Genomic DNA, 13,675 nt, shown 5'->3' on the forward strand with positions numbered 1-13,675 from the left:
CTGCTTCGCATTCGAAGCATTTTTTCTGCTCCCTACTTAAGTACCCCTAGCTTCCTCTATGGCCCATCACGCTACGGCTGGCTTGCCGCCGCCCACTCCCTGGCAGCGCCTCACCCGCCTGCTCGACACCGAGCGCCCCACTATCCGCTATATCGTTTTCTACGCCGTGCTCACGGGCCTCATCAGCCTGTCTTTGCCGCTGGGCACGCAGGCCGTGTTCAACCTGGTTTCGACCGGGGCCGTGTTCAGTTCTACCTACATCCTGGTGGCCGTGGTGGTGGGCGGTGTGCTGCTGGGCGGCATTTTGCTAGTGGGCCAGATTACGCTGGTCGAAGCCATCGAGCAGCGCATTTTTGCCAAAGCCGCCATTGAATACGCCTACCGGCTGCCGCGCATCAAGCCCGAGGCGCTGGAAGGTCAGGACCCTAGGGAGCTGGTCAACCGCTTTTTTGACATCCTGACCATCCAGAAAGGTCTTACTAAGCTGCTGGTCGATGTCATGTTCGCGGTGCTCCAGATTTTGATGGGCGTGATTGTGCTCTCCTTTTATCACCCCATTTTCATCGGGTTCGGGCTGTTTACTATCCTGGCGCTGGGGTTTGTGTACATGCTCAATTACCGGCAGGCGCTGCGCACAAGCATCGAAGAATCAGCTTATAAATACGAGCTAGTGGCCTGGCTGGAGGAAGTAGCCGGCCGCCTCGACGAGGTACGCGGCGACGACAAGGAGGAACACAAAACTCTGGCCCGCGCCGACGAGCTGACCTCCGAGTACCTGCACGCCCGCAACGCCCACTTCCGGATTCTCAAGTCGTATTACAGCTACGGCATTGCGCTGCGCACCATCCTCACGGCGGGCTTGTTGATTGCGGGTACGCTCTTCGTGGTGTCGCGCCAGATGACCCTAGGGCAGTTTGTGGCTGCCGAGGTGCTCATCGTGATGATTAGCGGCTCGATAGAAAAGCTGATGACCAGCATCAATACCATCTTCGACGTGCTGACGGCCGTGGAGAAAGTGGCCGTCGTGACCGACCTGCCCATGGACGAGCACAAGAATTCCATTGCCTTCGAGAATGCTTAATATATCTAATCAGAGTGTTATAGAGGAAGTGTGGCAGCATGTGCCGCGGCAGTCGCGCCCCGAGTTGCTGCGCACCTACGCCAGCCGCAAAATGGGCCGCATCCTGCTGGTTATCGGCTTGGTGTTCCTGGTTATTCTGTTTTTGCCCTGGCGCCAGACCATTGAGGGTTTCGGCACGCTCACGGCTCTTTCGCCCGAAGAGCGTCCGCAAAATATTCAGAATCAGATAGCGGGCCGCATTGAGCACTGGAACGTGCGCGAGGGCCAGCTGGTGCGCAAAGGCGATACGCTGCTCATGCTTTCGGAGGTGAAGGACGAGTACTTCGACCCCAACATGATTCAGCGCTTGCGCGAGCAGCTGGCTGCCAAGCAGGGTAGCGTAGTGGCCTACCAGAATAAAATCGACGCTACTGACCAGCAGATAGTAGCCCTGCGCACCACGCTGGAAGTGCAGCTGCAATCGGCGCAAAACAAGGTGGAGCAGGCCCAGAACTACCTCAACAGCGACCGGGCCGACCTGGTGGCCATTACCCGGTTCTACGAAACGTCGCGCGCCCGGCTGCTGCGCTACGAGGAGGGCTACAAAAACGGCCTATTTTCGCTCACCGACATCGAAACGCGCCGCCTCAAGCTGCAAGAAGACTTAGCCAAGGTGACTTCGCAGCGCAATAAGGTGGCCAGCAGCATCCAAAACCTGGCTAATGCGCGCATCGAGCTGGCCAACCTGCGCGCCAAGTATGGCCAGGATTTGGCGAAAGCCAACTCTGACCGTAGCACGGCCGTGTCGAGCCGCGTGAGCTACGAAGGCGAGGTAGCCGCCACCCGCAATAAAATTGCCAACGTGCAGGTGCGCCGCGGCCTCTACGTGGTGCGCGCCCCCCAGACCGGCTACATCGTGCGAGCTCTGAAAGCCGGTATCGGCGAGACGATAAAAGAGGGCGAATCCATTGCCACCTTGCAGCCCGAGGCGCCGGCGCTGGCGGCCGAGGTCTACGTGCGGGCCATGGATGTGCCGCTCATTCAGCGCGGGCGCACGGTGCGCCTGCAGTTCGAGGGGTTTCCGGCCATCCAGTTTTCGGGCTGGCCCTCGGCGGCGGTGGGCACTTTCGGCGGCGAGGTCACGGTGATAGACGTGGTCAACAGCCCCGGCGGCAAGTACCGCCTGCTGGTGCGCCCCACCCAGCCCCTGCCCGGCGACCAGCCCTGGCCTAAGCAATTGCGCCTGGGCTCGGGCGTGCAGGGCTGGGTTATCCTGGATACGGTGCCCGTGTGGTACGAAATCTGGCGGCAGCTCAACGGCTTCCCGCCCACCCTAAGCAAAGAACCTAACGTAACCCCTACCAAAGCTGAATCCGGCAAAGCCGACAAATAGCCGCTTATGCCCCTGTTTTTTTTCTTGTTAAAAACCGTTAATTGGCTGGCCCGCAGTTGCGCGGACTTCGTAGTTCGCGTGTGCTCGCCAGGTAGCCTAGGTTACAGCGCACGCGCCTTTGGAAACGCGGACTATAGAGCCCGCGCAACGGCAGTTCTATTGCTGCTGGCCATCCCGGCCCTGGCCCAGGACCCCAAGCTGCCGGCCCGCCGCTCGGGCTTGGAGCACGCCCCGCTCCAGACCTTACAGCTCGATGAAATCCGGCCCGCTGACACGGCCAAGGTGTTTTCGCTGCAAGACCTGGCCGACTTGGTTTTTGCCAACCATCCCATTGTGAAGCAGGCAGCCCTGCTCAGCGACGAGGCCCGCAGCCAGGTGGTGCAGGCCCGTGGCGGCTTCGACCCCAAACTAGGGTCTGATTTTCACCGCAAGCAGTTCGGCGGCACCGACTATTATAATAATTGGCACAATGAGCTGAAGGTGCCTCTTTGGCCCGGCGGCATCGACCTGAAAGCCACCTACGACCGCTACGCGGGCACCTACGTGAACCCCGAAAACCGCACGCCGCTCAACGGCTTGGCGGGCGTGGGTATTTCAGTGCCCCTCGGGGCGGGCCTGCTCATCGATGCGCGGCGCAGCACCCTGCGCCAGGCCAAAGCCCTGCAAGCCGCCGCCGAGGCCGACCGCGTGAAGCAGATAAACGAAGTGTGGCTGCAAGCTGCCAAAGACTACTGGAACTGGTACTATTCCTTCCAGCAAAACCAGCTCATCCGCGAAGGCGTGGCCCTGGCCGACCGGCGCTTCCAGGCCACCGCCCGCCGTGCCCAAATCGGTGACCAAGCCCCGATAGACTCGGTAGAGGCCCAGATAACCGTGCAGGACCGCCAAGTGCAAGGCGCGCAGTTGCTCGTGGAGCTGCAAAACGCGCGCCTGGTGCTTTCCAACCACCTCTGGAACAAAGATGGCCAACCCGTGGAGCTACCCACCTACGCCGCCCCCCAAACTCCCGCCCGCGACACCGTAACCCGCGCCGAGTATCAGCGCCTGGCCGAGCAGGCCGCCAGCAACCACCCCACCTTGCTGAAGCTGAGCGCCAAAAACGTGCAGCTCGGCATTGAGGAGCGCTACCGCCGCGAGATGCTGAAGCCCAAAATCAACGTGAGTGGCACACTCATCACGCAGGGTAATTTTTATCAAAGCGAGGTGCCCAGCTACTACGGCCTGGGCCTAGACAACCACAAGGTGGCCGTCGATTTTGCTTTCCCGCTCTTTCTCCGCGCCGAGCGTGGCAAGCTTCAGTACGCCCGCATTCAGCTCAAGGAGAATGCCCTAGAGCAGCAGCAGAGCCAGCGCACTATCGGCACGCAGGTAAACACGGTCTACAACACGCTCAAAGCCTACCAGTACCAGCTGGCATTGCAAGCCCAGACCATCAAAAACCAGCGCATCCTGCTACTCGCCGAGCTAGCCAAGTTTGAGCTGGGTGAAAGCACCATTTTCCTCATCAACGCCCGCGAAAGCAAGCTCATTGAGCTGCGCATCAAGCAGGAAAGCCTCCGCTCGAGTTACGAGAAGGCCAGAGCCGAACTCTACTACTACGCCGGCACCCGCTCAGTATCGCAGATTTAACTGATTTAACGGATTGCGCAGATACGCCCGCCTGCGGCGGGCTGACTAGGCTAGCGCAGAGCAGCCTTCGGCTAGCTTGTAAAAAGAGCTGGCGAAGCCACTCCTGCGCTAGCCTAGTCAGCCCGCCGCAGGCGGGCGTATCTGCGCAATCCGTTAAATCAGTTAAATCTGCGGTTGAACTTGGCCGCTTACCTCGCGGCAGTATGTGATGAAGTCGGAGTTGACCGGCTCCAGGCCCGCTTCGCGCATCTTCACGGCTACCTGGCCGCGGTGGTAGCTGGCGTGGACTACGCAGTGGGTCAGTACGTCGCTCACCTGCGAATCGAAGGCGTCGCCCTGCGAGTTGCTGTACTGGATGTGGCGGGTCAGTTCTGCCTCATCGGTGGTAGCGCACAGCTCAGCAAAGCGCTGCGAAGTTTGCTCGTGCCAGTGGTGCAGGCCGGCGAGGTCGTGCTCCTGCCACACCTTCAGCGGGCTTTGGGTGCCCGTGAGGCGCGCAATCCAGATGGCTTGGGCATTGATAACGTGGCTGAAAATGCGCAGCGCGGGCTGCGGCGCCTCCTTGCCGGCCGCCACCGATGAATCGAGGCGGCGTAGCAGGGTTTCGTTGGCCCACACGTTGAAAACGCCAAGCTTGGCAATCGTGTTAATCATGAGGTAGTTATGAGTTAAAAATTAGGAATTATGAGTTGGCAAAGCAGACTCATGGGTCAAAGCTACGGATGGCTCAGACGGCCATCCCACGCACTCAAACTCATAATCCCTAACTTATAACTCATAACTCTCAATCAGCGTGGGTCTTGCCACACCAGCAGCTCGTTGGTTTTGCGCTTATCGAAGTTGGCGCACTGGCCGTCGCCCTTGCCCGTGATGCCGCCTTCGGGGTGGCAGACCACCTTCCCTTCGGTATCGTACACGGTTGATTGCTGGTCGCAGCACGGGGCCGACTCGTAGTACACCGTTTCGCCACCGTACTGGTAGCGCATGATGCGAATGGTGGGGTTGCGCTTGCGCGTGGCCAGAATGCGCTGGATGCGCTGCCGCAGCCACAGCGGCCGGGCGGTGCTGTCTACGCGCATGTCGCGGGCGGGCAGGGCATCCACCGTGTTGGTGCTAGTAGGAGCGGGCGTGTCAGCGTTGCGCACGAAGCCCTCGGAGGGCGGGGTAGTGGGGGTATTGACCACTACATCTTGCTGGCACGCCCCTAGGAGCAGCGCCAGCGCGGTAAAGGAGAGGAGCGAACGACGCATGGTGGAGAGAGGTAGAAGAGCACGCATAAAGTGCTTCATCTTACGCCAAACAGCCCCAAAAGTTAGCGCTACAGCATCTCCCACAGCCGGGGACCAAACACTAAGCTGCCCACTAGCACGGCCCCCAGGGCCGCCAGCAGCACTGCCCCGGCCGCCACGTCCTTGGCCTTGCCGGCCAGCGGGTGGTAGCCGGGCGAAGCCAGGTCGGTGAGAGTTTCAATGGCGGTGTTGAACAGCTCGGCCGCCCACACGCTAGTGATGGCCAGCGCCACTAGGGCCCATTCGGTGGCACCTAGGTGGCAGTAGTAGCCCAGGCCCAGCGCTAGCACCGTGGCCACCGCATGAAACTGCAAGTGCAGCTCGGAGCGCAGGGCCACGGCCACGCCCCGAAAGGCGTGCCCAAAACTGGCCGCCCGGCGCCGCAGCAGGCCGCGCGGCGCGGGCGGCACGTAGGGCGCCGGGGCATCGGCCTCACGCATGGTACTCCCGAAAAACAGTCTGCCGCAAGCCTTCCCACTCGGGCCGGATGATGCTGAAAATGACAGTGTCGCGCCGAATACCGCCCTGCGTGAGGCGGTGCCGCCGCAGGGTGCCCTCCTCGGTGGCACCCATGCGGCGCATGGCCTGCTGCGACTGCTGGTTGCGCGAATCGGTTTCGAGCTCCACGCGCTCGTAGCCTAGGTGCTCAAACGCGTAGCTGAGCAGCAGGTGCTTGGCCGCCCGGTTGAGGCCCGTGCCCTGAAACTCGCGCCCTATCCAGGTATAGCCGATGCTCAGGCGCTGGTCGGTGGGCACCAGGTTGTAGTAGCTGGTGCTGCCCGCCAGCTGCCCCGTGGCCCGGTCGATGATGGCAAACGCGTAGCGCCGGCCCGCCTCGCGGTCGTGCACGGCCGTGGCTAGGTAGTCGGCTAGGCTCACGGCATCGTCGGCGCGGGTGAGGGTAAACTGCCAGATGTCGGAGTCGAATGCCGCCGACTTCAGGGCTTCAAAATCAGTGGTTTCGAGCGGGCGCAAGCGCACACGCGCATTTTCGAGTACAATGGGCCGGGAAAAGTCGAAGCTCATGACCTAGGAGGGGATAAGGTGACTAGCAGGTGCTGCAAATATGCTGAAAAATAAAAGCCGCCCGGCACCAAGGCCGAGCGGCTTTTAAAACTAGCAAGCAGAAGAAGTCTGAAAGACTACTTAATCTCGCCCACCATATCCTCTGGCTTCAGCCACTTGTCGAAGTCCTCGGGTGTGATGTAGCCGAGCTGCACGGCCGTCTCCTTTAGCGTCGAGCCGTTTTTGTGGGCCGTCTGTGCTATTTCGGCCGCCTTGTAGTAGCCGATGTGCGGGTTGAGGGCCGTTACCAGCATCAGGCTGCTATCGACGTGCTTCTTGATGTTGGGCAAAATGGGCTCGATGCCCACGGCGCACTTGTCGTTGAAGGCCACGCACACGTCGCCAATCAGGCGGGCCGAGTGCAGGAAGTTGTAAATCATGACCGGCTTAAACACGTTCAGCTCGAAGTGCCCTAGGCTGCCGCCTACCGTGATGGCCACGTCGTTGCCCATCACTTGGGCCGACACCATCGTCATGGCTTCGCACTGCGTGGGGTTCACTTTGCCCGGCATGATGCTGGAACCCGGCTCGTTGTCGGGAATCGAGATTTCGCCGATGCCGGCGCGGGGGCCGCTGCTCAGCATCCGCACATCGTTGGCGATTTTCATCAGGCTCACCGCTACGGTTTTGAGGGCGCCGTGGGCTTCCACGATGGCGTCGTGGGCGGCCAGGGCCTCAAACTTGTTTTCGGCCGTGACGAAGGGCAGGCCGGTGAGCTCGGCAATGTATTTGGCCACGTTCTCCGAGTAGCCAGCAGGCGTGTTGATGCCGGTGCCCACGGCGGTGCCACCTAGGGCCAACTCGCTAAGGTGGGCCAGCGTGTTATTGATGGCGCGCAGGCCGTGGTCGAGCTGCGATACGTAGCCCGAAAACTCCTGCCCTAGGGTCAGCGGCGTGGCATCCATGAAGTGGGTGCGGCCGATTTTAACCACGTGTTTGAAGTCTTCCGACTTTTTCTTCAGCGTATCGCGTAGTTTCGTGATGCCCGGAATGGTTAGCTCGACCAGGATTTTATAGGCCGCAATGTGCATGGCCGTCGGAAAGGTATCGTTGGAGCTCTGCGACTTGTTCACGTCGTCGTTGGGCGCCAAAAACTTCTTCTCGTCGCTCAGCAGGCCGCCGTGCAGCACGTGGCCGCGGTAGGCGATGACCTCGTTCACGTTCATATTGCTCTGCGTGCCCGAGCCCGTTTGCCACACCACCAGCGGAAAGGCATCGGCGAGGTGGCCCGCCAGAATCTCGTCGGCCACCCGGCCGATGAGCTCGGCCTTGTCGGCATCGAGCACGCCCGCGTCGCGGTTGGTGAGGGCGGCGGCTTTTTTCAAATAGGCGAAGGCGGCGATGATTTCCTTCGGCATCTTATTGATGTCCTGCGCAATGGGGAAGTTCTCGATGCTGCGCTGGGTTTGGGCGCCCCAGTAGGCATCGGCGGGCACTTGCACTTGGCCCATGGTATCTTTTTCGGTGCGGAACTGGCTCATGTGATAGGGTATGAGGGTAAGAGGGTGCGAGGTGTTAAGCGGCGCGGCCATTGCGGATAAAGCAACGCCATCGGCGCAGGCAAAAGTAAGGCTATTGCCCACCGCCCGGCAGCCATCGGCCGGCTTGCTCCGTAAAGCTTATTGGTAGGTGTATCCATAACCTCCTACCCGCTTACCCCCGCACCCTCATACCCTATCAAATGAACGAGCCCACGCCCACCCCCGACCCCCACACCGAGCCCCCCGTACCCGTCCAAGGCGACGGCGTGCCCGACTACAGCCACCTCGAAATCCACACCGAATCGGAGCTGCCCACGCCCGATAAGGCCGGCGGCAGTGCCACCGAGCCCGAAAGCGGCGGCGGCTACAGCGGCTAGCAAACGCTTGCCAATCGTCCGTCATGCCGACGAAGAAAGCATCTTGGTGAGGTCAGAACAACTCGTTCGGCCTTACCAAGATGCTTTCTTCGTGGGTGAGGAAGCCGTTTTCAGTAGCTTCTCTGAAATCCTCGCTAGCTTGGCGGGCCGGTACGAATACCCGTGCTGCCCCAGCCTTATCCTATGTCTTTTGTTACCCTAGCCCGCGCCGCTGCTGGCCTCTTGCTGGCCGCCGCGCTGCCCGCCTGCCAGTCCAGCGCTACCACCACGGCCGCCGCCGGACCTAGCCTTACCACCTACTTCCCGGCGCCCGAAGCGGGCGTAAAAACGGGCGGTGTCGAGGTTATTCCCATCACGACGCCCAAGGGCAAATTCAACGTCTGGACCAAGCGCTTCGGCAATAATCCGAAAATTAAGGTGCTGCTGCTCAACGGAGGGCCCGGCGCCACGCACGAGTACTTCGAATGCATGGAGAGCTTTCTGCCACAGGAGGGCATCGAGTTTATCTACTACGACCAGCTAGGCTGTGGCAACTCCGACAACCCCCGCGACACGGCCATGTGGAGCCTGCCGCGCTACGTGGAAGAGGTAGAGCAGGTGCGCCAGGCGCTGCACCTTACCAAAGATAATTTTTACCTCCTAGGGCATTCGTGGGGTGGCATTTTGGCCGCTGAGTACGCCTTTAAGTACCAGCAAAACCTCAAGGGCCTCATCATTTCAAACATGATGATGAGCTGCCCCGCCTACGGCCGCTACGCCGACGAGGTGCTGGCCAAGCAGCTAAAGCCCGAGGTACTGGCCGAAATCCGGCAGATTGAGGCCAAAAAGGATTTTGGTAACCCCCGCTACATGGGTTTGCTGGAGCCCAACTTCTACGCCCAGCACCTGTGCCGCATCGTGCCCAATCCCGAGCCCGTGACCCGCGCCATGAGCAAGGTTAACCAATCGCTCTACGTGACTATGCAGGGCCCCAGCGAGTTCGGTATCTCGGGCAAGCTCACCACCTGGGACCGCACCAAGGACCTACCTAGGCTGACGGTGCCCGTGCTCAGTATCGGTGGTAAGTACGACACTATGGACCCCGCCCACATGGAATGGATTGCCACCCAGGTCAAAAACGGCAACTCGCTTACCTGTCCCCAGGGCAGCCACATGGCCATGTATGACGACCAGCAGACCTACATGAAAGGCTTCATCACCTTCCTCAAAGCAGTGAATGACGGCTCCTTCAAGCCCGGCACGAAGCTGTAAGGCGGTGAGAAGGTGACTAGATAAGAAAGTCAGCAAGCTTGAACTCCGATACTTATTTACCTACTCACTTTTTAACCTTCTCACCTAATCACCTTCCATCAAAACGGTACCGCTACATCAACTTGCAGCGCCGCCCGCCGCCCGCCGCTGATGCCCGGTACCCACGCGGGGCCGTCGCGCACCAAGCGCTGGGCCTCGGCATCGTAGTCGGCGCGTAGGCCGCGCAAAACGCTGATGGCTTCCAGTTTGCCATCGGTCCCGATGGTGAGGCGAAGCTGCACGGTGCCCGAGAGCGAGCGCTCGGGCACCTCGGGCACAAACTCGGCGGCCTCACGGCGCAGCTGTTCGCGAAGGCTGGCCATGCCCCCCATGGGCATGGGCGCAATTTTTCGGGCGGCCGGCATCGCAGCATCCCGTACGTGGGCCGGGTCGGTGGTAAAGCTGCGGCTAGCCACCAGCGGCTTAGTAGCGGGCGCAGGCGAAAGGCTGTCGGGCCGGTGGGGCGCTTGGCTGGCAATCAGGTCAGGCACTGGCGCCGCGGCGGGCGCCGGTATAACGACCTCCGGGGCCTCGGCTGCTTGGGCAGCCCGCAAGGGCGCGGCAGCCGAAGCGGGCGCTGCCCGCCGATGCGGGCGCCGGGCGCCGAGGTGCGCCAGCGGAGCCGTCGGCGGCGCCACAGCTGGCGTGGGTAGTGCCTCGGGCACGGCGGCCGGGGTAGGGGAGGCGAGCGGTGCCGTAGCGGCTGGCCCGGCTGCCGCTGGCAACGTCGCGGAAGTGGCGACTTGCGGCGGGGCTTGGCGCTGCCGCCACGCCCACCACCCGCCAGCTACCATGCTCAGCAGCAATGCCGCCGCGGCCGCCAGTTGGAGCGACAGCCAGCGCGGCCGCCGGGGGGCCAGGCGCTGCCCCTGGCGGGCGGGCGCTACTTGCTGCACGCGCTGCCGCAGCCGCTGTTGCAGCTGGGCCACGGCCTGGTCGGTGGTGGCGGCGGGCGTTTGCAGCAGGCCGGCTAGGATGTCGGCGCAGCGCGGGCAACCTAGGGTGTGAGCCTCCACGCGGTGCTGGGCCGCGGGTGCCAGCGTGCCCGCCGCATACTGGCGCAGCAGGGCCGCGGGCAGGTGCGGGCCAGCCGGGGCAGTAGCGTTCAGTAGCGGGTTGGTGGGCAGCATCTTGGTGAATTATGAATTAGAAATTATGAATTAGAAATTGAGGTAGGGATGATTTTTACTCCTTATTGTTCATTCTCAATTCTTTTTGCAGGCTGCGCTTGAGCATGCGGCGACCGTTCTGGAGGTGGCTTTTGACCAGGTTCAGGGCCAAGCCGGTGGTTGCTACAATCTCCTGATACGATTTTTCTTCCAGGTAAAACAGCTCTAGGCAGCGGCGCTGCTCGGCGGGTAGCTGGCCTAGGGCCGCCTCTAGGGCCTGCAAGTCGGCTTCGTGCTGGGCCGTATCGTCGGCGTCGGCAGTGGCATCGGGTAGGTGGCGGGCGGCGGCTAGCTCCACATCGGCCGCGTCGGGCAGCAGCAGCAGGGGGCCGCCGCTGGCGGTGCCGCGCTGGCGCGCGCGCAATTCCATAAGGCAATAGTTGCGGGCGGTGGTGTAGAGCCAAGCCGAAAAATTATCGGGCACGTGGGTGCGCAGCTTGGTTACAAGGTGCTCGAAGAGGTGCATGGTCGCGTCCTGAGCGTCCTCGTCGGGCGGGGCCAGGTAGCGGCGGCACACGGCAAACACCTCGGGCAAGTGCCGCTCGTAGAGTATACCTAGGTCGGCCACGCTGCCGGTTTGGCGGTAGCGGGCCAGCACCTCCTGGTCGGGGAGGGAAGCGGCAGAAACGACGGTGGCGCGGCGGCGGAACAACACGGCGGCAAGGTAGGCGTAGGCGCGAATACTCCCTACCTGCCACCGGCAGGATGCCTAGCCGGGCCCAATTGCACACGCCCGGCGCAAAAAAAAGACAGCCGACCCTGCGGCCGGCTGTCTTTTCCGAAGCAATGCGTTAACCAGAGGGTTTTACGCCAACTAGTTAGCAGCTTTCTGCATGTTCTCCTTGGTCTGGCGGACCGACTTGGCAGCGGCGTCGCCTATGGCGTCCATTTTGTTGCCGGCGGCATCCATTTTGGCGTCCATTTTGGCACCGGCTTCGTTGGCGTTAGCCTTGGCTTTGTCGGCTGCGGCGTCCATTTTGTTGCCGGCTTCGTCTAGCTTGGCGTCGATTTTATTGCCAGCGGCGTCCATTTTGGCTTCCATCTTGTCGCCGGCAGCGTCCATTTTGTCGCCAGCAGCATCCATCTTGGCTTCGGCCGCGTCGGTGCTTGGGGTGGTTACTTCGGTGGTCGTGGTGGTGGTGCCGTCGGCGTTTTTGGTGGTGTCGGTTTCGGTCGAGCAGGCGGTGAAGCTAAGCGCAACGGCAACGGCGAGCAGGGATTTGAAAGTGGTATGCATAACAAAAAGAGAAACTGGTGAAAAGATGAAGTTGTAGTGCTTAATTAGGGTATTGACCAAAAGGTAACCTTTGCCTTACCCTAGGGTGGCAACTAACTTTTTTGCAGCGGCCTGAGTATAGCCGCATAGTTTAACTTTCTTTTCTCATGGACTCCACCGCTTCCACCCCCCAGCCTACTCCCACGCCCATCGTGCCGCTGCACATCAGCGACGAGCAAAGCTCGGCCCTGCTCACTGATACCCTGGGCCTGCTCGAGCACGGCTTGCCCGATGCCAACGATGCCGCCGGCTTGCACGAGCTGGAGCGCTGGGAAGTAGTGCTCGAATCTGTCGAGCGCCCCGGCCTGGCCAAAGTAGCCCAGGAGGTCAAGCTGTTGCGCCAACTGCTGGAGGCCCCCGATACCAAAGCCCACGAGGTGGCCGAGATTTTGGCCAGCCTAGGTGCCGAAACCGCCAAGGTGGGCGAGGAAGCTGCCAACGGCTATTCCGATGCCCTGCACAACCTGAGCCGCCAGCTCATAAAGGCCGGTAACCTGCTCTCGCGCTAGCCCCTAGCGCCGCTACGCAACGAGGACCTAGGACGCATGACAATGGCGCCCTAGGTCCTCGTTGCGTAGCGGCGTTACTTTTTGCCGACCTTTGCGGCGGCTATTCGCGTCGCTATGATTTCTCTTTATGACCCCTTCGAGGGGATGCAATTTGGCCTAGGTCGGTGTTTTCTGACCGGCCAGCCCGTGGGCCCTGCCGACACGGTGCCGGTGTTTGCCGACTGGCTGCAAGCTACTTATCACCTAGCCGAGCGCCCCGTTTACCTGCTTGACCACAGCCAAACCACCTACCAGGCCCTGCGCCTGCCAGTGGCCCCCGCGCTGCGCCCGCGCTTGGCGGCGCTGGAAGCCGAGATAGAGGCCGCGGCGCAGCAAGGACCCGCCGCGCTGCGGGCGCTACCGCCCGCCCGCCTCTGGCAGTGGCTGGGCAAAATGTTCTACGGCATCTTCGCGGCCGAGCTGGTGCAGCAGCAGCAGCCGCTCATCAAGCCCCTGTACCCGTTGGCTGAAAATGCGCAGCTGCTTCAGCGCTTCCGGGCGTTTTTTCAGTTGTTGCAAGGCCTACGGGTGCCCACCGATTACGCCGATTTCGTGCCCGGCTCCGTGTTTGTGCTGGAAGTCGATGACCAGTACGAAGCCCCGGTTTTTGAATACGACGATGACTTGAATACGCTGGTATTCAGCATCAAGCTCGGTCGGTCCGTGCTCGTGGCCACGCTGGTCGATATCGGGTTTATCGGGCAGGCCATGCGCCAGGTGTACGCCGATGCGCAGCGGCCTCTGCACCCGGCGCAGGTAGCCGAGTTCAAGGCCCGCACCTACTACGCCGCCTACCTGCTGGCCGCCGTGCCCGATATCTATCCGCGTCGCCCCGGCCCTCTCGACCCGCTCGATGTCGAGCTGGTGCTCGATGCCCTGGTGGATGATGTGACGGCTACTATTTTCAATCCCTGGGATAACCTCGCCTACGCGCACACCCTCACCGGCCTGTGGCCGCGCTGGAGCCTGACCGAGGAGTTGATTATGCGCAACCCGTTCCAGCCGCTCAGCTTACTCTACGATGCCGCGGAGCAGCCGCAACCGGCCGCCGCGGCCGCCGAGCAGCTGGCCGTGCTGGCCTACAGTGGCTAAGCCAAG

The 13,675-nt window shown here is 61.7% G+C and carries 15 protein-coding genes; 7 read left to right on the top strand and 8 right to left on the bottom strand.

The window, feature by feature from the left end; all coding sequences use genetic code 11:
• The first annotated feature begins 58 nt into the window (after positions 1 to 58).
• The 3 genes from ACFSDX_RS00980 to ACFSDX_RS00990 all read left to right on the top strand — a co-directional run bounded on the left by ACFSDX_RS00980 (position 59) and on the right by ACFSDX_RS00990 (position 4,082).
• On the top strand, positions 59 to 1,081 hold the full coding sequence (locus ACFSDX_RS00980) for an ABC transporter transmembrane domain-containing protein (RefSeq protein ID WP_382311226.1): 1,023 nt from the start codon (positions 59 to 61) through the stop codon (positions 1,079 to 1,081).
• Positions 1,074 to 2,453, top strand: coding sequence for an HlyD family secretion protein (locus ACFSDX_RS00985; protein ID WP_382311228.1), 1,380 nt, complete (start codon positions 1,074 to 1,076; stop codon positions 2,451 to 2,453). The genes ACFSDX_RS00980 and ACFSDX_RS00985 overlap by 8 nt, the downstream gene beginning before the upstream one ends.
• 159 nt (positions 2,454 to 2,612) lie before the next feature.
• Positions 2,613 to 4,082 (top strand): TolC family protein, encoded by a 1,470-nt coding sequence (locus ACFSDX_RS00990; protein ID WP_382311230.1) that lies wholly within the window; start codon positions 2,613 to 2,615, stop codon positions 4,080 to 4,082.
• 162 nt (positions 4,083 to 4,244) lie between these two features.
• On the opposite strand, the gene ACFSDX_RS00995 is transcribed toward ACFSDX_RS00990, so the two are convergent.
• From ACFSDX_RS00995 to fumC, 5 genes are all read right to left on the bottom strand, one after another.
• Positions 4,245 to 4,736, bottom strand: a complete 492-nt coding sequence (locus ACFSDX_RS00995) for a DinB family protein (protein ID WP_382311232.1) — start codon at positions 4,734 to 4,736, stop codon at positions 4,245 to 4,247.
• A 134-nt stretch (positions 4,737 to 4,870) separates the two neighbouring features.
• Positions 4,871 to 5,332, bottom strand: coding sequence for a DUF6970 domain-containing protein (locus tag ACFSDX_RS01000; protein ID WP_382311234.1), 462 nt, complete (start codon positions 5,330 to 5,332; stop codon positions 4,871 to 4,873).
• A 68-nt stretch (positions 5,333 to 5,400) separates the two neighbouring features.
• Entirely contained in the window at positions 5,401 to 5,811 is a 411-nt protein-coding gene (locus ACFSDX_RS01005; protein ID WP_382311236.1) for a diacylglycerol kinase family protein, read from the bottom strand.
• Complete coding sequence (locus ACFSDX_RS01010) at positions 5,804 to 6,397, bottom strand: GNAT family N-acetyltransferase (protein ID WP_382311238.1); 594 nt, start codon at positions 6,395 to 6,397, stop codon at positions 5,804 to 5,806. The genes ACFSDX_RS01005 and ACFSDX_RS01010 overlap by 8 nt, the downstream gene beginning before the upstream one ends.
• 116 nt (positions 6,398 to 6,513) lie before the next feature.
• Entirely contained in the window at positions 6,514 to 7,917 is a 1,404-nt protein-coding gene (gene fumC / locus ACFSDX_RS01015; RefSeq protein ID WP_382311240.1) for a class II fumarate hydratase, read from the bottom strand.
• A gap of 200 nt (positions 7,918 to 8,117) precedes the next feature.
• Between fumC and ACFSDX_RS01020 the strand changes: the two genes are divergently transcribed.
• On the top strand, positions 8,118 to 8,294 hold the full coding sequence (locus ACFSDX_RS01020) for a hypothetical protein (protein WP_198990630.1): 177 nt from the start codon (positions 8,118 to 8,120) through the stop codon (positions 8,292 to 8,294).
• 183 nt (positions 8,295 to 8,477) lie between these two features.
• Entirely contained in the window at positions 8,478 to 9,545 is a 1,068-nt protein-coding gene (locus ACFSDX_RS01025) for a proline iminopeptidase-family hydrolase (RefSeq protein ID WP_382311242.1), read from the top strand.
• A 98-nt stretch (positions 9,546 to 9,643) separates the two neighbouring features.
• On the opposite strand, the gene ACFSDX_RS01030 is transcribed toward ACFSDX_RS01025, so the two are convergent.
• The 3 genes from ACFSDX_RS01030 to ACFSDX_RS01040 form a co-directional block, all read right to left on the bottom strand.
• Entirely contained in the window at positions 9,644 to 10,714 is a 1,071-nt protein-coding gene (locus tag ACFSDX_RS01030) for an energy transducer TonB (protein ID WP_382311244.1), read from the bottom strand.
• A gap of 55 nt (positions 10,715 to 10,769) precedes the next feature.
• The gene (locus tag ACFSDX_RS01035) at positions 10,770 to 11,408 is read right to left on the bottom strand and encodes an RNA polymerase sigma factor (RefSeq protein WP_382311245.1); all 639 of its coding nucleotides are present in this window, start codon (positions 11,406 to 11,408) and stop codon (positions 10,770 to 10,772) included.
• A gap of 159 nt (positions 11,409 to 11,567) precedes the next feature.
• Positions 11,568 to 11,990, bottom strand: a complete 423-nt coding sequence (locus ACFSDX_RS01040) for a hypothetical protein (RefSeq protein ID WP_382311247.1) — start codon at positions 11,988 to 11,990, stop codon at positions 11,568 to 11,570.
• Positions 11,991 to 12,136: 146 nt separating this feature from the next.
• On the opposite strand from ACFSDX_RS01040, the gene ACFSDX_RS01045 reads away from it, so the two are divergent.
• Complete coding sequence (locus ACFSDX_RS01045; RefSeq protein WP_382311249.1) at positions 12,137 to 12,538, top strand: hypothetical protein; 402 nt, start codon at positions 12,137 to 12,139, stop codon at positions 12,536 to 12,538.
• Between the two features lie 114 nt (positions 12,539 to 12,652).
• Positions 12,653 to 13,669: a hypothetical protein gene (locus ACFSDX_RS01050; protein WP_382311251.1), complete on the top strand. Its 1,017-nt coding sequence runs from the start codon at positions 12,653 to 12,655 to the stop codon at positions 13,667 to 13,669.
• The last annotated feature ends 6 nt before the right edge of the window (positions 13,670 to 13,675 follow it).

It is taken from the genome of Hymenobacter bucti (assembly GCF_042681145.1).
GTDB lineage: Bacteria > Bacteroidota > Bacteroidia > Cytophagales > Hymenobacteraceae > Hymenobacter > Hymenobacter bucti.

Excerpts from the sequence above, each read along its gene's own strand:
- ACFSDX_RS00980 (WP_382311226.1), top strand. The coding sequence starts at position 59 with ATGGCCCATCACGCTACGGCTGGCTTGCCGCCGCCCACTCCCTGGCAG.
- ACFSDX_RS00985 (WP_382311228.1), top strand. The coding sequence starts at position 1,074 with ATGCTTAATATATCTAATCAGAGTGTTATAGAGGAAGTGTGGCAGCAT.
- ACFSDX_RS00995 (WP_382311232.1), bottom strand. The coding sequence starts at position 4,736 with ATGATTAACACGATTGCCAAGCTTGGCGTTTTCAACGTGTGGGCCAAC.
- ACFSDX_RS01000 (WP_382311234.1), bottom strand. The coding sequence starts at position 5,332 with ATGCGTCGTTCGCTCCTCTCCTTTACCGCGCTGGCGCTGCTCCTAGGG.
- ACFSDX_RS01005 (WP_382311236.1), bottom strand. The coding sequence starts at position 5,811 with ATGCGTGAGGCCGATGCCCCGGCGCCCTACGTGCCGCCCGCGCCGCGC.
- ACFSDX_RS01010 (WP_382311238.1), bottom strand. The coding sequence starts at position 6,397 with ATGAGCTTCGACTTTTCCCGGCCCATTGTACTCGAAAATGCGCGTGTG.
- fumC (WP_382311240.1), bottom strand. The coding sequence starts at position 7,917 with ATGAGCCAGTTCCGCACCGAAAAAGATACCATGGGCCAAGTGCAAGTG.
- ACFSDX_RS01020 (WP_198990630.1), top strand. The coding sequence starts at position 8,118 with ATGAACGAGCCCACGCCCACCCCCGACCCCCACACCGAGCCCCCCGTA.
- ACFSDX_RS01025 (WP_382311242.1), top strand. The coding sequence starts at position 8,478 with ATGTCTTTTGTTACCCTAGCCCGCGCCGCTGCTGGCCTCTTGCTGGCC.
- ACFSDX_RS01030 (WP_382311244.1), bottom strand. The coding sequence starts at position 10,714 with ATGCTGCCCACCAACCCGCTACTGAACGCTACTGCCCCGGCTGGCCCG.
- ACFSDX_RS01040 (WP_382311247.1), bottom strand. The coding sequence starts at position 11,990 with ATGCATACCACTTTCAAATCCCTGCTCGCCGTTGCCGTTGCGCTTAGC.
- ACFSDX_RS01045 (WP_382311249.1), top strand. The coding sequence starts at position 12,137 with ATGGACTCCACCGCTTCCACCCCCCAGCCTACTCCCACGCCCATCGTG.
- ACFSDX_RS01050 (WP_382311251.1), top strand. The coding sequence starts at position 12,653 with ATGATTTCTCTTTATGACCCCTTCGAGGGGATGCAATTTGGCCTAGGT.